This window comes from Myxococcus sp. AB025B (genome assembly GCF_006518215.1).
In the GTDB taxonomy this organism is placed as follows: Bacteria; Myxococcota; Myxococcia; order Myxococcales; family Myxococcaceae; genus Myxococcus; species Myxococcus fulvus.
In genome coordinates this window covers 1-22,854 of record NZ_SRLW01000076.1, presented here as the reverse complement: position 1 = coordinate 22,854, position 22,854 = coordinate 1, and the positions used below count along the sequence as shown (strand labels likewise).

7 protein-coding genes are annotated in these 22,854 nt (G+C 70.3%); 4 read left to right on the top strand and 3 right to left on the bottom strand.

Annotated features, from left to right (window positions below):
* The first annotated feature begins 17 nt into the window (after window positions 1–17).
* Window positions 18–863 carry an SDR family oxidoreductase gene (locus tag FL311_RS15145; RefSeq protein ID WP_141325855.1) on the top strand — a complete coding sequence of 282 codons (846 nt, stop codon included), beginning with the start codon at window positions 18–20 and terminating at the stop codon, window positions 861–863.
* Between the two features lie 205 nt (window positions 864–1,068).
* Entirely contained in the window at window positions 1,069–1,545 is a 477-nt protein-coding gene (locus FL311_RS15140; RefSeq protein ID WP_228556886.1) for a hypothetical protein, read from the top strand.
* A 13-nt stretch (window positions 1,546–1,558) separates the two neighbouring features.
* Here the strand turns inward: FL311_RS15140 and FL311_RS15135 are convergent, their stop codons facing one another.
* From FL311_RS15135 to FL311_RS15125, 3 genes are read right to left on the bottom strand one after another with little or no spacing between them, the layout of a single operon-like run.
* Window positions 1,559–4,234, bottom strand: coding sequence for a DUF5916 domain-containing protein (locus tag FL311_RS15135; protein WP_141325853.1), 2,676 nt, complete (start codon window positions 4,232–4,234; stop codon window positions 1,559–1,561).
* A gap of 8 nt (window positions 4,235–4,242) precedes the next feature.
* The gene (locus FL311_RS15130; RefSeq protein WP_141325852.1) at window positions 4,243–5,586 is read right to left on the bottom strand and encodes an MFS transporter; all 1,344 of its coding nucleotides are present in this window, start codon (window positions 5,584–5,586) and stop codon (window positions 4,243–4,245) included.
* Complete coding sequence (locus FL311_RS15125; protein ID WP_228556885.1) at window positions 5,510–6,472, bottom strand: TauD/TfdA family dioxygenase; 963 nt, start codon at window positions 6,470–6,472, stop codon at window positions 5,510–5,512. The genes FL311_RS15130 and FL311_RS15125 overlap by 77 nt, the downstream gene beginning before the upstream one ends.
* On the opposite strand from FL311_RS15125, the gene FL311_RS15120 reads away from it, so the two are divergent.
* Entirely contained in the window at window positions 6,445–17,595 is an 11,151-nt protein-coding gene (locus FL311_RS15120) for an amino acid adenylation domain-containing protein (RefSeq protein ID WP_368668574.1), read from the top strand. The two genes, FL311_RS15125 and FL311_RS15120, sit on opposite strands and share 28 nt — an antisense overlap.
* Window positions 17,596–17,632: 37 nt before the next feature.
* Window positions 17,633–22,854 (top strand): non-ribosomal peptide synthetase (locus tag FL311_RS15115; protein WP_141325850.1); only part of this gene is annotated, 5,222 nt, incomplete at its 3' end.

The following is a 22,854-nucleotide window of genomic DNA, read 5'->3' as shown; positions in this document are numbered from 1 at the left end:
ACCCCGAAGGAGAGTCCATGGCGGAGCCATCGATTGCCGTCACCGGTTGCACGGGCAGGCTGGGCGGGCGCGTCGCGCGACAGCTCGCCGAGAAGGGCGTCCCCCAGCGGCTCATCGTCCGCGACGAGAAGCGCGCCCCCCACCTGCCCGGCGCCGAGGTGCGCGTCGCGACGTATCAGGACCGGGCCGCGCTCTCCCGGGCGCTGGAGGGCATCAAGACGGTGCTCTTCGTGTCCGCGAAGGAGGCCCCCACGCGGCTCGATGAGCACTTCGCCTTCATCGAGACCGCAGCCTCGGTGGGCGTCCAGACGCTCGTCTACACGTCGTTCCAGGGCGCGGCCCCCCACGCGACGTTCACCTTCGCCAGGGACCACTGGGCCACCGAGCAGAAGCTTCGCGAGCAGCGCTTCGCGTCGGTGGTCCTGCGCGACAGCCTCTACCTGGACTTCCTGCCGATGCTGGCCGGTGAGGACGGCATCATCCGGGGACCCGCGGGCAACGGGCGCGTCGCCGCCGTCGCCCAGTCGGACATCGCCGACGTCGCCACCGCCGTGCTGCTCCATCCGGAGCCGCATCGGGGACAGACGCTCACGCTGACGGGCCCCGCGGCGCTGGGCTTCGACGACATCGCCCAGGTGCTCACGCGCAGGCTCGGCAAGCCCATCCGCTACTACGCCGAGAGCATCGACGAGGCCTACCGCTCGCGCGCCCACTACGGCGCGCCCCAGTGGCAGGTCGACGCGTGGGTCAGCACCTATACGGCAATCGCCTCCGGCGAGATGTCCGCCGTCACCTCCGACGTCGAGCGTGTCACGGGACACCCTCCCCTGGGGCTCGAGGACCTGCCGCTGTCGTCCGCATGAGCGCGCGTCGGGACGCACCGCGGCACGCGAGGGTGGCGGTTGCGACCCACTCGGGAAAAGCGATGAAGGCCCGTAGGATGGCCGCATGAACGCATGGCTTCGTCGCGCGGCGGTTCCGGGTGTCGTCACGCTCCTGCTTACCACGGCCTGTGGAGATCCTCGGGAGGCCCGGGGGGAATGTCGAGGAACCCTCCAGGGAGAACAGGTGGACTGGCCCATCGACGGCGAGTACTCGCGCCTGACGCGAGACCGCTTCGGGGTCATCGACCCGTTGTTGTTCATCAGCTACCTGCCCGACGGGCAGGCGACGCTCTCCGACTTCGGCGTGGACATCGAGCTCGTGGATGGCGCGGCGTTCGACAGGGGCGACGCCCCTCGCACCGCGCAGCTCGTCAACACCGGCGCTGCCCTGGCCCCCGAGGAGGGCTCCGGGGTGAAGCGCTGGCGCCCCACGCGCTCGGACTCGGGGGGCAGCGGCACGGGCTACCCGGAGCGCTCGGGGGTCCCCGCGAGCGGCACGTTGACGGTGGAGGTGCTGGCGGATGATCACGCCGAGGGCCACTTCGTCTATCGCTATGCGAGTGGAGATGAGCTGAAGTGCACCTTCGACATCCCCACGCCCGCGGCCGCCGGGAGCGTCTGGGATGGCGCGGGCGACGGCGATGACGATGACGACGACTGAGCCACCGTGAAGCTCAGCCCGCGGGGAACCACCACGACAGCTTGAGCGCGAAGGTGTGTCCCCCCGGGCTCAGCAGCGCGTCGCCCAGCGCCTTGGGCGCCAGCGCGTTGCCCCCGAGCGAATCCGCGGAGCGGTCCTGCTGCCACACCGCGTAGAGCGTGCTGCCCGGGCGCCACTCCCAGCGCAGCACCACGTTGCTGCGGAAGGAGCGGACGTTGAAGTCCTGGTTGGCCAGCTGGAAGTCGCTCGCGCCGTCCGTCACGTCCCAGACCCCGCCCTCCCCGCGCGACAGCGACGTGCCGTCCTGTCCGTACCTGCGCAGCTGACGCCCGCGCGCGCGGGCCAGCTCGCCGGGCGCGCTGAAGACACCGCTGGACGCGAACGGCTCCGCGTAGGCATCCAGGCTCAGGTCCGGGGTGATGAAGAGGTTGGCGCGGAAGCGCAGCGCCAGCTCGCGGCGTCGCACCGCGCCGAAGACGTAGCGCCGCGCATACGTCTCCTCGCGGCCACCCTCCAGCGTGGCCATGTACTGACGGGCCTCCGTGTAGAGCGAGCCCACGGGCTCCACCGACAGGCGCAGGTTGCGCAGGGGCTGCACGGTGACGGTGCCCGTCAACGTTCCACCGCCGCTGCCGTCCTCGTACGTCCACGCCAGCGCGTCCACCTCCCACAGGTTCGTCCCGGAGGCGTTGTTGTTCAGGAGCACGTTCGCCTCCAGCCCCTGGGGCGTCTGCATCAGCGGGCCGCCGCGCGTGAGCTGGTCCGAGAACGCGCGGGGGTAGTAGGTGACGAGCAGGCTCGCCTCCCAGAAGTTGGGGAAGGTCACCTCCCCGCTGAACATGAACTGGTTCACGGTGCGCGTGCCGCCGTGGTTCCAGTTGCCGTACGTCAGGAGGCCCAGCTTGTAGCCGCGCAGGAAAGTGCCCGGGTTCGTCTCGCGGTAGTACAGCCCCAGGTTCAGGTCCACGTCGTCCGTGGTGCTCAGCCGGCCCAGCTCGTTGAGCTCGAAGCCCGGCGACTCCACGCCCACGCTGCCGTTCCACAACCAGTGCTCACCGCTCTGGCGCACCACCTTCGCGCCCACGGTGTAGCCCGACATCGAGCGCGCCTCCGGGTCCAGCCGGACGTAGGTCTGGTCCGGCCGCTGGAAGTAGCGCGCGCTGGAGCGCTGCAGCCGGCCGATGGCCGCCGGGTCTCCTCGCACCAGGCTGCCGCCCGCGAAGCCGGAGACGATGTACTCGCCGTCGCGCAGCCGCAGCCGGAAGTCCGCGCCGCCCGTGTACGCCTCGCGCGCCAGCTCCCCCGTGCGCCCCTCGCCCTCGCCGATGTCTCGGTGGACGGTGGTGAGCGTGGCGCCCACCGTCGAGCCCCTGCCCAGCTCCTGCTGCGCGCGCAGCACGCCGAAGCCCGTGCGCGAGTCCACCTTCACGCGCCCCTGCTCCTGGGTCGCGAAGTCGTACGTGTCCGCGTGGCCCTCGCCCGTGAGCGCCCCGAGCACGCCCAGCGACAGCCCCGACGACAGGCGCCCGGTGAGCTTCGCCGCGCCCCAGATGGGCGTCGCCCGCGAGGGCTCCACGTAGTCCGCGCTGGCGCGCAGCCGGGGCGCCGCGCCGATGCGCCGCGAGTAGAAGTACGCGGGCCCGTTGTTGTTCGTGTTGTTGTTGTTGAACAGCTGGCTGCCCTCGGTGAAGAAGGGCCGCCGCTCGTCCACCACCACCTCGAAGTCCGTGAGGTTGACCTGGGCCGGGTCCGCGTCGATCTGCCCGAAGTCCGGGTTCACCGTCACGTCCAGGTTCAGGTTGGGGCCCAGCCCCACCTTGCCGTCCACGCCCACCCGCGCCGAGTACGCGCGCCGGTCCTCGAACGGCGTGCCCTCGCGCGGATTGGCGCCCGAGTCCAGGCGCCAGTCCCCCGTCACGTACGGAAGCAGCTCGACGCGACGCGAGGGCGCCACGCCGCGCAGGCCCGACAGCTCGCCGAAGCGCGAGGACCAGCCGGTGATGTCGCGCGGCACCACCACCCAGAAGTCGTCCTCGTTGCGGCGCGGGATGACGCGCTGGATGTTGAGGCCCCACACCTGCTCGTTGGCCGCGTCGAAGCGCAGCTGCGAGAAGGGGATGCGCAGCTCCGCCACCCACCCGTCCGCCGTCCGCGTGGTGCGCGCCTCCCACACCGGGTTGAAGGACAGGTCGACGACGTACTCGTGGTCATCCGGGTGGTACCAGTCCACCCGCACCCCGGCCGCGGTGACGGCGAAGCTGTAGGCCGTGCGCCTGTCGCGGTACGTGTCCAGGGAGATGATGAGCCGCTCGGCCGAGCCGCTCTCGTCCCGCCGGGTCATCACCGTCTCGATGTCCTCCGGGCCCAGGCTGGACATGCGCGCGCCCACGTAGAGCGCGTCCGCGTCGTACACGAAGGCGACCTCGGTCTTCACCGTGGCGGGCAGGCCCTGCACGGGCTCCTTCTGGAGGAAGTCGCTGGTGAAGGCGGCCTGCCTCCACGCGTCGTCATCCAGCACGCCGTCCAGCGAGGGCCCCTTGTCCACCCGGCTCGCCTGGAGGCGGCGCCCCTCCACCTCCACCGTGGGCACCTGCGCGAGGACGGACGGCCCCCACGCCAGCAGCAGGAGGACGAGCCAGCCTGGTGCCCGGCCCACGCTTGCACCGCGCCTGTCGACGAGGGCCTCCACGCGTCCGCTCACTCCACGCTGACGGCCGCGCGAGGAGGCTCCACCCGGGGAGCGGCGCGCAGCGCGGTGACGGCCCGGGCCAGTCGGGTGCCCGCCACCAGCGCCGCCACCATCAGGATGACGCCCGCCAGCCCCGTGACTCGCCGCGTGTCCACCAGGTCGATGAGGTAGCCCGCGCTGCTCGCGCCCAGCAGCAGGCACGCGGTGCTCACGGAGCGGAAGACGCCCATCACCCGGCCCAGCAGCCCCAGCTCCACGTGCGTCTGCATCAGCGGCCCCAGGCCCACGTTGAGCAGCACGTTGCCCAGGCCGATGAACACCATGCCGCCCATGGCCACCGCGAGCGTCGGCGCCACCGCCATCAGCAGCACGCCCAGGCCACACACGCCCAGCCCCAGCCCCGGCAGCCACTCCAGCCGGAGCCGCCGGTGAAGGCTCCCCGCCACGGCGAAGCCCGCGAACATGGACACGCCCAATGTCGTGCCCAGCCACGCCAGCCGCTCCTCGGGCAGCCCCAGCTCCCGCGTCACCAGGTAGAGCTGCACCACCTCGATGAGCCCCGAGGCCGCCATCGCCAGCGCGCCCAGCCCCACCAGGCTGCGCACGAACACGCTGCCGCGGACGTACGCGAGCCCCTCCTTCGCCTCGCGCAGCACGGACGCGCCTTGCGCGGACGGCACGCTCACGCAGCGCGCGCGGATGGCCAGGTTGATGCACATGGCCACCAGGAAGGACGCCGAGTCGAGCGCGAAGCTCACCCACGGCCCCAGCACGAAGTAGATGCCCGTGCCCAGCGCCATGCCGAGAATCATGATGGCGCTCGTCGTGGCCTGCCTGAGCGAGCTGGCCGCCACCAGGTCCTCGCGTGGCACCGTGGAGCGGATCAACGCCACCCGCGCCGGGTCATACAGCTGCTCCACCGCGCTGGAGCAGAAGGCCACCGCGTACGCCAGCGGCAGGCTCTGCTTCGCCACCGCCACCAGCTGCAACAGGCTCAGCACGCACCGCGCGGCGTCACAGAACACCATGACGCCGCGCCGCTCCCACCGGTCCGCCAGCGTCCCCGCCGTCAGCCCCAGAAGGAGCGCGGGCGCCGTCGTCGCCACGGTGATGGCCGCCGTGGCCACGGGAGACTCGCCCCCGGTGACGGAGAAGACCCAGAACAGGAGCGCCATGTTGCGCAGCCAGTCCCCGAGCCCGGAGACCAGCTGGCCACACCAGATGAGCGCGAAGTCACGATGTCTCAGGACCGCGAAGATGGGAGCCCCCTGCCGCTCAGCTGTCGCGCTCGGAGCGCATCTCGCCCATCGCCACCACCACCCGACGCGCCCCCGCGAAGGGCGTCCGGCCATGGGTCACGAGCATGTTGTCCAGCAGCATCACGTCCCCCGCCTGCCAGGGGAAGGCGAACGTCGTCTTCAGGAACGCCTCGCGCACCTCCTCCAGGTCCGCGTCGCGGATGGGCGTGCCGTCCCCGTACAGGCTGTTGCGCGGCAGGTCCTCCTCCTCGAAGACCATCCGCATCGCCGCGCTCACCTTCGGCCCCAGATTGGATACGTGGAAAAGATGCGCTTGGTTGAACCAGACATCCTCGCCCGTGAGGGGGTGCTTCATGACCGCCGGACGCACCGAGCGGGTCCGCAAGCGGTTTGCGCCCAGCCACTCCACCTGCATTCCCACACGCTCACAGTACGCGTCCACCTGGGCCCGGTCCTCGGTCTGAAAGACTTTCTGCCAGGGGAGGTCAACGCCCGTGCCGTAATTTCTCACATACATCACCCGGTTCCGGGTGAAGCGCTCACGCACTTCAGGTGAAAGGCATTCCAGGACGGCCCGGCTGTCTGCGATGGGTGTAGCGCCACCCTCCAGAGAAGGTTGTACGCAGTGAAAGAACAACTTCATCGGCCAGGCCGACGCGTACGACATTTCATTGTGTTGCGGAATGGTTTCGTTCGCGGGGTACTCGGTGGATGTGTACACCTTTCCACTGACTTCCGTCCGGGGCGTGGAACGCTCCTGATACTCGGCCAGGGACGGCTGGATACACTCCGCGAAGCGCTCGAACGCCTCCACGCCCGGCACACGGAAGCCACGGAAGAGCATGGCCGGCCGCTGTGAGAGCAGGTGCCGCAGCGCCTCTGCGTGAGCCCGTCCCCACTCGACCAGGTCCACGCCCTCCCGCTCGGGGCCGAGCGCCAGCAGACACGGCGGTGCCCCTGGCAGCGCACGCTGCGACACGTCCGACAGTACTCGCAGATCCAACGGCTTCTCCTACTCCACCAGAGCCCTCGGCTCCGCGCGGACATGGACCCTGTGTGACACACCCTCATGCCGGGCGTGCTTCACGGACCCCTCTTGACTTCCACGCATTACCACTTAAAAGATTTGAATTCGATAAGCAACAGTCACCGGGATTGAGATGGACAGACAACGAGTCGAGCCGCGCGTGCGCCGTTGTGGGTCCCCACTCCGCGAATAATTCAGACAGGGGCATTCGCTTGCCTTCCGCCAGCAATCAGCACCGGTCCCCCTCGGGCCGGCCTCATTCCCGTTGTGTCACATCCGGCCAGCGGCGCTTCTGGTTCCTGGACCAGTTGGAGCGCCACAATCCCTTCCACAATCAGCTGGTCTCGCTGGAACTTCACGGAGTGGTTGAACCGTCCGAGCTGGTGCCACGTCTCACGGCCTTGACCCTGCGACACGACATCCTGCGCGCGCGATTCACGGCGTACGAAGGACAGCCGTTGCAACAGATACAGCTGGAGCAGCCTCCGGCGTTCCGCCAGGTGGACCTCCAGGGTCTCCCGCCCGCGGCGCGCGAGGCCCGGGAGGCGGCGCTCGCGAGCGAGGAGGCGCTGCATCCGTTCGACCTGGAGACCGGGCCGCTGCTCCGCGCGACGCTGGTGAAGCGGGACGCGGCGGCGCACCTGTTGCTTTTGTCATTCCACCAGATGGTCTGCGACGCGGGCTCGGTGCCCGTGCTGGTGGAGTCGCTGGCGGCGGTGCTCAGCGGGCGCGACGACGTGGCGGGGCCGTACGTGGAGGTCGCCGAGCGGCAGCAGCAGTGGCTGCGCTCGGCGGAGGCGAAGCAGCAGGTGGAGGCATGGCGCGTGGCGCTGGACGGCGCGCCCCAGGTGCTCGCGCTCCCCACGGACCAGGCGCGGCCGACGGTGCAGACGTACAACAGCGCGACCGGGCGCCAGGGCGTGCCGCTGGAGCTGACGCGCCGGCTGGAGGCGCTCGCCCGGGCGGAGGGCGCGGACCTCTTCGACGTACTGCTCGCGGCGCTCCAGGCGGTGCTGTATCGCTACACCGGGCAGGAGGACCTGTGCATCGGCACGCCGTCGAGCCTGCGTGAGCCGTCCGAGCGCGGCGTGCTGGGCTGGTTCGGGAACATGCTCGTGCTGCGGGGGCATCCGCGCGCCGCCACGTCGTTCCGCGAGCAGGTGTCCCAGGCGCGCCGGACGCACCAGTGGGCGCTCGCGCACGCGGCCGTGCCGTTCGAGCACCTGGTGGAGACGCTCCAGGTGGAGCGCAGCCTGGTCTACACGCCCTACTTCCAGGTGACGCTGGAGCTGGAGTCCGCCCCGCCCCCGTCGTTCGAGACGCCGGGCGTGAGCATGCGGCAGCTCCCGCTGGAGAAGCGCTTCGCGCGGTATGACCTGTCGCTGACGGTGACGCCTGGACCGGCGGGGCTGGAGCTGGCCTTCACCTACAACGCGGACCTGTTCCACGCGGACACCGTGCGCGGGCTGCAGGGCCACCTGCTCAACGTGCTGCGACACGCGGTGCAGGCGCCGGAGACGCGGCTGGGTGAGCTGTCGCTGTTGTCCGCGGAGGAGCTGGAGCGGACGCTCCGGACGTGGAACGAGACGACGGCGGCCTACCCGCGCGAGCGGCTCATCCACGAGCTCATCGCCGAGCAGGCCCGCCAGCGGCCCGACGCGGTGGCCGTCACGCATGGCGACGGGCGCCTCACGTATGGCGAGCTGGAGCGCCGCTCGAACCAGATGGCCCACGCGTTGAGGGCGCGGGGCCTGGGGCCGGGGCGGCTCGCGGGCATCTGCGTGGAGCGCTCGCTGGAGATGCTCGTCGGGCTGCTCGGCATCCTGAAGGCCGGCGGCGCGTACCTGCCGCTGGACCCGACGTATCCCCGGGAGCGGCTGCGCTACATGCTGCGCGACTCGGACGCCGCGCTGCTGGTGACGCAGGAGCGGCTCGTGGAGCGGCTGCCGTCCCAGGACGTGCCCGTGCTGGTGCTGGAGGCGCTGGACGCGCTCAGCGCCGAGCCTCCCCTGGTGCGCATGACGTCCGAGCAGCCGGCGTACGTCATCTACACCTCCGGCTCGACGGGCAAGCCCAAGGGCGTGCTGCTGTCGCACCGGGGGCTGGTCAACCACGTCACCTCGCTCCAGGGGACGTACCAGCTCACGGCGGCGGACCGCATCCTCCAGTGCACGTCCATCAGCTTCGACATCTCGCTGGAGGAGATCTTCCCCACGCTGGCCACGGGCGCCACGCTGGTGCTGCTGCCCTTCGAGCGCCTGCCGTCCGTCGCCGAGTTCCTGCGCATGGTGGAGCACGAGCGGCTCACCGTGCTGAACGTGCCCACGGCGTACTGGCACGAGTGGGTCACCGACGCGACGCTCCGACAGGCCCAGCCTCCGCCGGACGTGCGGCTGGTCATCGTGGGCGGAGAGCGCGCGGCGCCGGAGCAGCTCGCCGCGTGGCGCGCGCTCACGGGGGAGCGGCTCGGGTGGTTCAACGCCTATGGCCCCACCGAGGCCACCATCACCTCCACGCTCTTCGCGCTGCCGCCCGGCGCCCCCACGCCCGGCGCGCACCTGGGCATCCCCATCGGTCGGCCCATCGCCAACACGCGGGTGTACCTGCTGGACGCGAACGGACGCCCCGTGCCCGTGGGCGTGCCGGGTGAGCTCTACATCGGCGGCGATGGCCTGGCGCACGGCTACCTGGGCCGACCGGAGCTGACCGCCGAGCGCTTCGTGCCGGACGCGTTCAGCGGCGAGCCGGGCGCGCGCCTGTACCGCACCGGGGACCTGGCCAGCCAGTCGCTGGACGGGCAGCTGCGCTTCCTCGGGCGCGTCGACCACCAGGTGAAGGTGCGCGGCTTCCGCATCGAGCTGGGGGAGCTGGAGGCGCACCTGATGGAGCACCCCGCGGTGCGCGACGCGGTGGCGGTGGCGCGCGAGGACTCGCCGGGGCAGCCCCGGCTGGTGGCCTACGTGGTGCCCTCGCCCCCGGGCGAGGCGTGGGGTGACGCCATCGACGAGCAGGAGCTCAACGACGAGCAGATCTCCCAGTGGCAGACGCTCTACGACGACGCCTACCACCGCGCCGCCGACGAGGAGGACGGCGAGTTCAACACCGCGAGCTGGAACAGCAGCTACACGGGCCAGCCCATCACGGCCGAGGAGATGCGCGAGTTCGTGGACCACTCGGTCCAGCGCATCCTGGACCTGAAGCCCCGGCGGGTGCTGGAGATTGGCTGCGGCACGGGCCTGTTGCTGGTGCGAATCGCGCCGCACTGCGAGCACTTCACCGGCGCGGACTTCGCGCAGGGCGCGCTCAAGGGCCTGCGGCGCTTCGTGGACAAGATGTCGCCGAAGCTCGGCTCGGTGGCGCTCCTGCACCGGGGCGCCGAGGACTTCACGGGCATCGAGCCCGGCTCGCACGACACGGTGGTCATCAACTCCGTGCTCCAGCACTTCCCCACGGTGGCCTACCTGGTGAAGGTGCTCGAGGGCGCGGTGGCCACGGTGGGCGAGCGGGGCCGCGTCTTCGTGGGCGACGTGCGCAGCCTGTCGCTGCTGGAGTCCTTCGCGCTCTCCGTGGAGCTGTTCCGGGCGCGGGACACGCTGCCGCTGGAGCAGCTGTCCCAGGCCGTCCGCCGGCGCGTGTCGCTGGACAACGAGCTGGTGGTGGACCCGGCGTTCTTCCTCGCGCTGCGCGCCCACCTGCCCCGCATCCAGCGGGTGGACCTGTGGCCCAAGCGCGGCCAGCACCACAACGAGCTGACGTGCTTCCGCTATGACGTCGTGCTGCACGTCGGCGACGCGGCCGAGGCCGTGGACCCGTACGCGGGCACGGTGCTGGACTGGAAGCGCGACGGGCTCAGCATGGCGAAGCTGCGTCGGAGGCTCGAGACGGAGCGGCCCGAGCAGCTCGCGGTGACGCGCATCCCCAACGCGCGCCTCACGGAGGTGCGGCGGGCCCGCGAAATCCTGGAGCGCGACGAGCGGCCCTCGACGGTGGGAGAGCTGCGCGCCGAGCTGCGCAGCCAGCCCGAGCCCGACTGCGTCAACCCGGAGGAGCTCTGGGCCCTGGAGGCGGAGCTCCCCTACGCCGTCAGCCTGCACTGGTCCGGCGGCGAGGAGGACGGCGCCTTCGAGCTGCGGCTCCTGCGGCAAGGCGCGGTGGCGCCGCGGCTCACGCCGTCCACCGAGCGGGCCTTCGTGGCGAAGCCGTGGCGCGCGTACACGAACCAGCCGCTGCAGGCTGCGCTGACGCGGCAGCTGGTGCCGCTGCTCCAGGAGCACCTCAAGCAGCGGGTGCCCGAGTACATGGTCCCCTCGGCCATCCTCAGTCTGGAGGTCCTGCCGCGCACGCCCAACGGCAAGGTGGACCGCAAGGCGCTCCCCGCCCCCAGCCAGGCGACCCTCGCGCGGCAGGTCGAAGCGGAGGCGGCGCGGACGCCGGTGGAGGAGCTGCTGGCCGGCATCTGGGCGGAGGTGCTCGGAGGCAACGCCTTCGGACTGCACGACAGCTTCTTCGAGCTGGGCGGCCACTCGCTGCTCGCCACGCAGGTCATCTCGCGCGTGGGCCGGGCCTTCGGCGTGGAGTTGCCCCTGCACGCGCTGTTCGAGACGCCCACGCTCCGCGGGCTCGCGGAGAAGGTCACCCAGGAGCTGAGGACGCGGCGGGGCGTGAGCATTCCCCCCGTGCGCGCGGCGGCCCGGGGCGACACCGTCCCCGCGTCCTCCGCGCAAGCACGGCTGTGGTTCACGCAGCGGATGGACCCGACGGGGGTCTCCTACAACACGCCGTTCGCCCTGGAGCTGAAGGGGCGGTTGGACGTCCCCGCGCTGGAGAAGAGCCTGCAGGCGCTGGCGCGACGCCACGAGGCGCTGCGCACCACCTTCCGCGAGGTCGACGAGGCGCTGGTCCAGGTCATCCACGCGTTCGAGCCTCGGCCCCTGCCCGTGGTGGACCTGGGCGGGCTGCCCGAGTCCGAGCAGGAGCAGCGGCGCCAGGAGACGCTGGACGCGAACATCCGGACGCCGTTCGACCTGGAGCGCGGCCCGCTGCTGCGTCAGGTGCTCATCCGCGCGGGCGAGGAGGACCACCTGCTGCTGCTGACCCTGCACCACATCGTCTCCGACGGTTGGTCCATGGGCGTGGTCGTCCAGGAGCTGGGCCGGCTGTACGCGGCCTTCCGGGATGGGATGGAGTCACCGCTGGAGGAGCTGACGCTCCAGTACGCGGACTACGCCCTGTGGCAGCGGCAGTGGCTCCAGGGAGAGACGCTGGAGCGGGGGCTGGCGTACTGGAAGCAGCAGCTCGGCTCGTCGTCGGGCGAGCTGGTGATGCCCACGGACCGCCCGCGTGCCTCGGCGACGCACCACCGCTCCGCCATCCAGCGGGCCCGGGTGAGCACGGCGCTGGTCGCACAGCTCGACGCCCTGTGCCGTCGTGAGGGCGTCACCCTGTTCATGACGCTGCTGGCCACCTGGAACATCCTGCTGCGGCGCTACAGCGGACAGGTGGACATCAACGTCGGCACGCCCATCGCGAACCGGCACCGCGCGGAGATCGAGGGGCTGGTCGGCTTCTTCGTCAACTCGCTCGTCCTGCGCACGGACCTGTCGGACGCGCCCTCGTTCCGCGCGCTGCTGCGCCGGGTGCGAGACGCCGCGCTGGAGGCCTACGCGCACCAGGACATCCCCTTCGAGCGCATCGTCGAGGCGGTGAGCCCGGAGCGCCGGTTGGATCAGCATCCGCTGTTCCAGGTGATGTTCGCGCTGCACAACGCGCCGCTCCAGCCGCCCACGTTCGACGAGCTGAGCATGTCGTTCGAGGAGCTGGGCACGGGCACGGCCAAGTTCGAGCTCATCCTCACGACCGAGCAGGACGGGTCGGAGCTGGACCTGGCGCTCGAGTACGACACGGACCTGTACGACGCGACCACCATCGAGCGCATGCTGGGCCACTACCAGGCCCTGCTCGCCTCCGCCGTCCGCGCCCCCGACACCTCCATCACCACGCTCCCGCTCCTCACCGACGCCGAGCGCCAGCAGCTCCTCGTCGACTGGAACACCACCTCCACCGACTTCCCCCGGCACCAGCCCATCCACCAGCTCTTCTCCGAGCAGGCCCGGGCCACGCCGGAGGCCATCGCGCTCCACTTCGGTGAAGAGGTCCTCACCTACGCCCAGCTGGAAGCGCGCGCCAACCAACTCGCCTGGCACCTCCAGTCCTTCGGCGTCCGTCCGGACACGCTCGTCGGCCTCTACCTGGAGCGCTCCCCCACGCTCATCACCGCGATGCTCGCGTGCCTCAAGGCGGGAAGTGCCTATCTGCCCCTGGACACGTCCTATCCCCCCGAGCGCCTCGCCTTCATGCTCCAGGACGCGCGGGCGCCGCTGCTCGTCACCACCGAGGCCCTCTCCGCCAACCTCCCCGTCCCGAGCGGCGTGCACGTCATCGAGCTCGACTCGGACGAGCGCGCCATCTCGCGGCAGCCCACGCGGGCCCCCGCGACGGAGACGGCTCCGTCGAACCTCGCGTACGCCATCTACACGTCGGGCTCGACGGGCCAGCCCAAGGGCATCGTCATCCCCCACCTCGGCGTCGTGCGCCTCGTGCGCGACTCCAACTTCGTCCAGCTCTCCGCGGCCGACCGCATCGCGCAGATCTCCAACGCCTCCTTCGACGCCGCCACCTTCGAGATCTGGGGCGCCCTCCTCAACGGCGGCGCGCTCATCGGCGTCCCCCGCGACGTCTCTCTCTCGCCTTCGCTCTTCGCCGAGTACCTGCGTCGCGAGCGCATCTCCGCCCTCTTCATCACCAGCGCCCTCTTCGCGCAGATCGTCCACCAGGTCCCCGACGCCTTCGCCACGGTGTCCACCGTCCTCTTCGGCGGGGAGATCGCGGACACGGGGGCCGTGCGCTCCGCCCTCCTCGGCGGGCCGCCCCAGCGGCTCATCAACGTCTACGGGCCCACGGAGAACACCACCTTCAGCACGTGGCACCTCATCTCGCGCGCACCTCCGCCGGGCCACGCGGTGCCCATCGGCATCCCGCTCTCCAACTCCACCGTCTACGTGCTCGACGAGGCGCTCCAGCCCGTGCCCATCGGTGTCCCGGGTGAGCTGTACCTGGGCGGCGAGGGCCTGGCGCGCGGCTACCTCCACCAGCCCGCGCTCACCGCGGAGCGCTTCGTCGCCCATCCCTTCGAGCCCCAGGCCCGGCTCTACAAGTCGGGCGACCTCGTGCGCTGGCTGCCGGATGGCCACCTGGAGTTCGTCGGTCGACGCGACCACCAGGTGAAGATTCGCGGCTTCCGCATCGAGCTGGGCGAAATCGAGGTCGCGCTCACGCGGTACCCGGACATCGACGAGTGCGCTGTCCTGGCGCGCGAGGACAGCCCCGGAGACCGGCGGCTCGTCGCCTACTTCACGTCGTCGCGGGCCCCAGCCGTCACGGAGCTTCGCGAGAGGCTCAAGGGCTCGCTGCCGGAGTACATGGTTCCGTCCGCCTTCGTCCACCTGCCGAGCCTGCCCCTCACACTCAACGGCAAGGTCGACCGGAAGGCGCTCCCCTCACCCGACGGAGTCTGCGCGCCCACCGACAGCTACGTCTCGCCGCGCACGCCCATCGAGGAGCTGCTCGCCAACCTCTGGGCCCACCTGCTCTCGGTCCCTCGTGTCGGCGTCGAGGACAACTTCTTCGACCTGGGCGGACACTCCCTGCTCGCCACGCAGCTGCTCTCCCGCATCCGCGCGAACTTCGGGAAGGAGCTGCCGCTTCGAGCCCTCTTCCAGAACGCCACGGTGGCGGGACTCGCGCAGCTCTTGTCCTCGCCGATGGAGGACACGGAGACGGGCCCACTCGTGCCCATCTCGCGCGACCAGGAGCTGGAGGCCTCGTTCGCGCAGCAGCGCCTGTGGCTCGTCGACCAGCTCGAGCCGGGCAGCTCGTTCTACAACGTCCCCATGGTGCTCCGCGTGAAGGGACCGCTGCAGCCGCGAGTGCTGGAGCAGGGCCTGGATGCGCTCGTGCGCCGCCATGAGGCGCTGCGCTCCACGTTCGAGCACCGGGGTGGACGGCTCCTGGTCCAGGTGGCCGAGGACGCCCCCGGGCACACCCTCCCCCTCGTCGACCTGACCCACGTCCCGGCTGAGGAGCGGGAAGCGCGGGCACGACAGCTCATCGAGACCGAGGGCCAGCGCCCGTTCGACCTCGCCCGCGGCCCGCTGCTGCGCACCCTGCTCGTCCGCCTGGGCGAGACCGAGCACCTGCTGCTGCTGACGGTGCACCACATCATCTCGGATGGATGGTCGCTGACGGTCCTCTTCCAGGAGCTCGGGACCTGCTACGAGGCCTTCGCCGCCCACGAGACGCCGAACCTCCCGCCGCTGACCATCCAGTACGCGGACTTCGCGCACTGGCAGCGCAAGTGGCTGCAGGGCCCGGTCCAGCAGACGCAGCTCGACTACTGGAAGAAGCAGCTGGCCGGAGCGCCCGCGCTGCTGGAGCTGCCCACGGACCGTCCTCGGCCCGCCACCCAGCGGCACCGGGGCGCCACGCGGTGGTTCAACCTGGAGGCTCCGCTGGTCGAGGCGCTGCGCAAGCTGAGCCGCCAGGAGGGCACCACGCTGTTCATGACGCTGCTCGCGGCGTGGCAGACCCTGCTGTCCCGCTACAGCGGGCAGGTGGACATCAGCGTCGGCACCCCCTTCGCCAGCCGCAATCGCGCGGAGCTGGAGGGGCTCATCGGCTACTGCATCAACTCGCTGGTCATGCGCACGGACCTGTCCGGCGCGCCGTCGTTCAAGGAGCTGCTGCGCCGCGTGCGCGAGGTGGCGCTGGATGCGTACGCGCACCCGGATGTCCCCTTCGAGCAGGTCGTCGAGGCGCTCCAGCCCCAGCGAGACCCGCGCTACACGCCGCTCTTCCAGGTGATGTTCAACCTCCAGAGCATCTCCACGACCCCGCTGTCGATTCGCGGCTGCGAGGTCCACCCCGAGGAGGTCCAGACGGGCGCCGCCAAGTTCGACATGCTGATGGCGCTGGAAGAGACCCCCACCGGCATCGTCGGCGAGTTCGAGTACGACACGGACCTGTTCGACGCGTCCACCATCGAGCGCATGCTGGGCCACTTCCAGACCCTGCTCGCCTCCGCCGCTCAACACCCGGGCGTCTCCATCACCGCGCTCCCGCTCCTCACCGACGCCGAGCGCCAGCAGCTCCTCGTCGACTGGAACGCCACCTCCACCGACTTCCCCCGGCTCCAGTCCATCCACCAGCTCTTCTCCGAGCAGGCCCGGGCCACGCCGGAGGCCATCGCGCTCCACTTCGGTGACGAGGTCCTCACCTACGCCCAGCTGGAGGCGCGCGCCAACCAGCTCGCCTGGCACCTCCAGTCCTTCGGCGTCCGTCCGGACACGCTCGTCGGCCTCTACCTGGAGCGCTCCCCCACGCTCATCACCGCGATGCTCGCGTGCCTCAAGGCGGGAAGTGCCTATCTGCCCCTGGACACGTCCTATCCCCCCGAGCGCCTCGCCTTCATGCTCCAGGACGCGCGGGCGCCGCTGCTCGTCACCACCGAGGCCCTCTCCGGGAAGTTCCCGGTCCCCGATGGCCTGCACGTCATCGATCTCGACTCCGACGAGCGCACCATCTCGCGGCAGCCCACGACGGCCCCCACGACGAACACTTCGCCGTCGAACCTCGCGTACGCCATCTACACGTCGGGCTCGACGGGCCAGCCCAAGGGCATCGTCGTCCCCCACCTCGGCGTCGTACGCCTCGTCCGCGGCTCCGAGTACATCCAGCTGTCCTCCCAGGACCGCGTCGCCCAGGTCTCCAACGCCTCCTTCGACGCCGCCACCTTCGAGATCTGGGGTGCCCTCCTCAACGGCGGAGCCCTCATTGGTGTCCCTCGCGACGTCTCGCTCTCGCCTTCGCTCTTCGCCGAGTACCTGCGCAACGAGAAGGTCTCCGTCCTCTTCATCACGACCGCGCTGTTCAACCAGCTCGCCAACCAGGTCCCGGGCGCCTTCTCCACGCTGTCCACCGTGCTCTTTGGTGGTGAGAACGTCGACGCCGGCGCGGTCCGCTCGGTCCTCCTCGGCGGTCCCCCCTCCCGCCTGCTCCACGTCTACGGGCCCACGGAGAACACCACCTTCAGCACGTGGCACCTCGTCCCGCGGTCGCCCCTGCCCGTGCACTCGGTGCCCATCGGCATCCCGCTCTCCAACTCCACCGCCTACGTGCTCGACGAGGCGCTCCAGCCCGTGCCCGTCGGTGTCCCGGGTGAGCTGTACCTGGGGGGCGAAGGCCTGGCGCGCGGCTACCTCCGCCAGCCCGAGCTGACCGCGCAGCGCTTCATCCCGAACCCCTTCGCGACCGGAGGCCGGCTCTACAGGTCGGGCGACATCGTGCGCCGGTTGCCGGATGGCCATCTGGAGTTCGTCGGCCGACGCGACCACCAGGTGAAGCTCCGTGGCTTCCGCATCGAGCTGGGTGAAATCGAAGCCGCCCTGCTCACGCAGCCCTCGGTCGACGCGTGCGTCGTCATCGTCCGCGAGGACGTGCCGGGAGACCGGAGGCTCGTCGCCTACTTCACCTCCACGCAGCCGCCCTCCAGCACGGACCTGCGCGAGAGCCTCAAGCGCTCGCTGCCGGAGTACATGCTCCCATCCGCCTTCGTCTGTCTCGCGGCCCTGCCGCTGTCCCCCAACGGCAAGGTCGACAAGAAGGCGCTCCCGTCGCCCGACGCGGAGGGCTCGCGGACCGATGACTTCGTCGAGCCCGGCTCTCCGGTGGAGAAGGTCGTGGCGGAGCTGATGGCGGAGATCCTCAACGTCTCCCGCCTCGGCGCGCACGATGACTTCTTCACGCTGGGCGGCCACTCCCTGCTCGCCACGCGCTTCATCTCCCTGGTCCAGGAGATCCTCCAGGTCACCGTCCCGCTGCGAGTCCTCTTCGGGAATCCGACGGTCGCGACCTTCTCGGAGGCCCTCCTGAGTCCCCCGGCGGACCGGGAGGAGCTGCTCCGCACCGCGGAGCTGGTCCTCTCCCTGTCGTCCCAGCCCGACGAAGCGGCCCTCGACTGAGCGCCGCGCCTCTCTTCGAAGAACGAGACCTTCATCCATGAGCAAGTTTTCGGACCGCATCCTGAACGCCAAGGCCCGGGCGTCACTCGCCGCGCTCAAGAAGGACGCGCCCGCGCAGCAGGCCATCACGCCGAACACCTCGCGCGGCAATCAGGTCGCGCTGTCCTCCGCGCAGCGTCGGCTCTGGTTCCTCGACCGCCTGGAGCCGGGCCAGGCGCAGTACAACGTGCCGGTCTTCGTGCGCCTCCAGGGGCCGCTGGATGAACGCGCCCTGCGCGCGGCCCTGAACCAACTGCTGCGCCGCCACGAGTCGCTGCGCACCTGCTTCACCGTCCAGAAGGACGAGCCCCTCCAGCTCATCGCGGAGGAGCTGTCCCTGGACCTCCAGGTCGTCGACCTCGGCGGCCTGTCCGAAGTGGAGCGCGAGCAGCGCATCCGGGACCTCGCGACGGAGGAGTCTCGCAAGCCGTTCGACCTGAGCCTGGCCCCGCTCGTCCGAGCCACCCTGCTGCGCGCGGCCCCCGAGGACCACGTCCTGCTCCTGGCGATGCATCACATCGTCTCGGACGGCTGGTCGATGTCCGTCTTCTTCTTCGAGCTGGGGGCGCTCTACAGCGCCCTCCGGCTGGACACCGAGCCCACCCTTCCGCCCCTCAAGCTCCAGTACGCGGACTTCGCGCTCTGGCACAACGAGTGGCTCCGGAGTGACGCCTTCCGTGAGCAGCTCGAGTACTGGAAGAAGCAGCTCGCCGGAGCGCCGCCGCTGCTGACGCTGCCCACGGACCGCCCGCGCCTGCCGGTGAAGCGCCACCAGGGCCGGGCGGCGCGGCTCTCCATTCCGCTGGAGGAGGTGAACGCGCTCAAGATGCTGGGCCGCGAGGAGCGGACCACGCTCTTCATGACGGTGCTGGGCCTGTTCAACGTCCTGATGAGCCGCTACGCGGGCCAGACGGACGTCTGCGTGGGGACGCCCATCGCCAACCGCAACCGTCCGGAGCTCGAGGGGCTCATCGGCTTCTTCGTCAACACGCTCGTGCTCCGCACGGACCTGTCCGGCGCGCCGACCTTCCGACAGCTCGTCCAGCGCGTGCGCGAGGTCTCGCTCGGCGCCTACGGGCACCAGGAGCTGCCCTTCGAGCACGTGGTCGAAGCGCTCCACCCCGAGCGCAACCTGGGCCAGAACCCGCTGTTCCAGGTGATGTTCTCGCTGCAGGAGTCCGCCACCGCGTCCGCGTCACTCGATGGGCTCACGCTCACCACGCTGCCGGTGGAGACGGGCACGTCGAAGTTCGACCTGTTGATGGCGTTGGAGGAGACGCCGTCGGGTCTCACGGGAGAGCTGGAGTACGACACCGACCTGTTCGACGCGGTCACCATCGAGCGGATGCTGGGGCACTTCCGGACCCTGCTCAGCGCCGCCGCGACGCAGCCCGACACCTGCATCACCCAGCTGCCGATGCTCACGGAGGCGGAGCGGCAGCAGCTCGTGGTCGACTGGAACCACACGTCCACCGACTTCCCGCGCCAGCATTGCATCCATGAGCTGTTCTCCGCCCAGGCCTATGCCTCGCCGGACGCCGTCGCGGTTCGATTTGGAGACGAGTCGCTCACCTACGCGCAGTTGGAGGCCCAGGCCAATCAGCTCGCGTGGCACCTCCAGGGTCTCGGAGTCGTCCCCGATACGCTGGTCGGCATCTACCTGGAGCGCTCGCCGTCGCTCATCGTCGCGATGCTCGCGTGCCTCAAGGCCGGCGGGGCATACCTGCCGCTGGACACGTCGTATCCGGCGGAGCGCCTCTCGCTCATGTTGCGGGACTCTCGCGCGCCCATCCTGCTGACCTCACGCGCGCTCGCGGGAGCGATTCAAGCGCCCGAGGGAGTCCGCGTGCTCGGCCTGGAGGAGCTCGCGCCGACGCTCGTGAAGCTGCCCACGCGCGCGCCCTCGACGCTCACGACGCCCTCGAATCTGGCGTACGCCATCTACACGTCGGGTTCGACGGGCCAGCCCAAGGGCATCGTCGTCCCCCACCTCGGCGTCGTCCGCCTCGTCCGCGACTCCGACTACATCCAGCTGTCCTCCCAGGACCGCGTCGCCCAGGTCTCCAACGCCTCCTTCGACGCCGCCACCTTTGAAATCTGGGGCGCCCTCCTCAACGGCGCGCTCCTCGTCGGCGTCCCTCGCGACGTCTCCCTCTCCCCGCCTCTCTTCGTCCAGCACCTGCGCGGTGAGAAGGTCTCCACCCTCTTCCTCACCACCGCCCTCTTCAACCAGCTCGCCCACCACGCGCCCGACGCCTTCTCCTCCCTCTCCTCCGTCCTCTTCGGCGGTGAGTTGGTCGACCCTGACGTCGTCCGCGCCGTCCTCCTCCACGGCCCTCCCTCCCGTCTGCTTCACGTCTACGGGCCCACCGAGAACACCACCTTCAGCACCTGGCACCTCATCTCTCAGGCGCCCGCGCCCGGCCACACCGTCCCCATCGGCAGGCCTCTCGCCAACTCCACCGCCTTCGTCCTCGACGGTGCCCTGCAGCCTGTCCCCGTCGGTGTCCCCGGCGAGCTCTACGTCGGCGGTGACGGCCTCGCCCGTGGCTACCTCCACCAGCCAGGCCTCACCGCCGAGCGCTTCGTCGCCCACCCCTTCAAGCCCCAGGCTCGCCTCTACAAAACCGGAGACCTCGTCCGTCTCCTCCCTCCTGACGGCTCCATCGAGTTCCTCGGCCGCTCCGACTTCCAGGTGAAGATTCGTGGCTTCCGCATCGAGCTGGGCGAAATCGAAGCCGCCCTGCTTCGCCACCCCTCCCTCAACGACTGCGTCGTCCTCGCCCGGGAGGACGCTCCCGGCAACCGTCGTCTCGTCGCCTACTTCTCCTCTTCCTCCCCTCCCTCCTCCGCCGAGCTGCGCGACTTCCTCAAGCGCTCCCTCCCGGAGTACATGCTTCCCTCCGTCTTCGTCTCCCTCCCCTCCTTGCCCCTCTCTCCCAACGGCAAGGTCGACAGGAAGGCCCTTCCCTCTCCGGACGGAGTGGCCGACGCCTCCGACTCCTACGTCGCGCCTCGCTCCCCTCTCGAAGAGCTCCTCGCCAACCTCTGGGCTCAGCTCCTCTCGCTTCCCCGCGTCGGCGTCGACGACAACTTCTTCGACCTGGGCGGCCACTCCCTCCTCGCCACCCAGCTCGTCTCCCGCGTCCGCGAAACCCTCCGCCTCGAGCTTCCTCTCCGCGACCTCTTCGCCAACCCCACTGTCTCCTCCCTCGCTCGCGTCCTCGCCGTCTCCCTCTCCGGCGCCCAGTCCCCCATCCTCCCTTCCCCCAGGGACTCTCGCCTCCCCCTCTCCTTCGCCCAGCAGCGCCTCTGGCTCATCGACCAGCTCCAGCCTGGCAGCGCCGCCTACAACGTCCCTCTCGCCATCCACCTCTCCGGCGAGCTCTCCCTCCCCTCCCTCCAGCGCGCTCTCGACGCCCTCATGGCGCGTCACGAGTCCCTCCGCACCTCCTTCGCCCTCCACGACGGCCAACCCTTCCAGCTCATCGCGCCGACTCTCGCGCTGCCATTGACGTGTGTGGACCTGCGGCAGGTGCCCGTCGACGAGCGTGAGGAGCGACTCACGCAGCTCTCCGAGGAAGCGGCACGCCTGCCGTTCGACCTGAGCCAGGGACCGCTGATTCGAGCCGCCCTGCTTCGCGCGGACGACAGGAAGCACATCCTGCTGCTGACGATGCACCACATCGTCTCGGATGGTTGGTCCATGGAGGTGCTCTTCCGCGAGCTGAGCGCGCTCTACACCGCGTCCACCCGCGACGAGCCCTCGCCCCTGTCCGCGCTCCCCATCCAGTACGCGGACTTCGCGGTGTGGCAGCGCCAGTGGCTCCAGGGCGAGCGGCTCGATGCCCAGCTCGCCTACTGGAAGGAGCAGCTCGCGGGTGCGCCGCCGTTCCTGCCGCTGCCGACGGACTTTCCGCGTCCCGCCATCCAGACGTTCCGGGGCGCGGTCGCGAGACGCACCCTGCCACTGTCGTTGCTCGACTCGCTCAAGCGGCTGAGCCGGAAGGAGGGCACCACCCTCTTCATGACGCTGCTCGCGGGCTTCCAGGTGCTCCTGCGCCGCTACAGCGGACAGACGGACATCAGCGTCGGAACCCCCATCGCGAACCGCAACCGCGCGGAGCTCGAGGGGCTCATCGGCTTCTTCGTCAACTCGCTGGTGATGCGCACCGACGTGTCCGGTGCGCCATCCTTCCGCGAGCTGCTGCGCCGCGTTCGCGAGGTCGCGCTAGGAGCCTATGCGCACCAGGACGTCCCCTTCGAGCAGGTCGTCGAGGCCCTGCAGCCCGAGCGGGACCCGAGCTACTCACCGCTCTTCCAGGTGATGTTCGCGCTCCAGAGTGGCGCCGAGCAGTCGCCGCCCGCGTCGGCCTTGTCGATGGAGCCGAGGGAGCTGCGGACACACACGTCGAAGTTCGACCTCATCGTCGCCACGGTGGAGGGCCCCGAGGGGCTGGACTGCGCGGTCGAGTACAACACCGACCTCTTCACCCCGGACACCATCCACCGGATGCTGGGGCACTTCCAGACGCTGCTCACCGCCGCGGCGGAGCAGCCGGACACCCGCATCACCGGGCTCCCGCTCCTCACTGAGCCCGAGCGGAACAAGGTCCTCCTCGACTGGAACAAGACCTCCACCGAGTTCCCCCGGCACGGCTGCATCCATGAGCTGTTCTCCGTGCAGGCGCGAGCCACACCCCACGCGCTCGCGGTCCGCTTCGGAGACGAGTCGCTCACCTACGCGCAGTTGGAGACCCAGGCCAACCAGCTCGCGTGGCACCTCCAGGGCCTCGGTGTCGTCCCCGATACGCTGGTCGGCATCTACCTGGAGCGCTCGCCGTCACTCATCGTCGCGATGCTCGCGTGCCTCAAGGCCGGTGGGGCGTATCTGCCGCTGGACACGTCGTATCCGGTGGATCGCCTCTCGTTCATGCTCCGGGACGCGCGAGCCCCCATCCTCGTCACCACACAGGCGCTCTCCGGCAAGCTCTCCTCCGAGAGTGGGGTCCACGTCGTGGCGATGGACACGCAAGCGGAGGTGCTCGCCCGGCAGCCCCCCCGCGCGCCGCCCACTTCGACGCAGCCTTCGCATCTGGCGTACGCCATCTACACGTCGGGTTCGACGGGCCAGCCCAAGGGCATCGTCGTCCCCCACCTCGGCGTCGTCCGCCTCGTCCGCGACTCCGACTACATCCAGCTGTCCTCCCAGGACCGCGT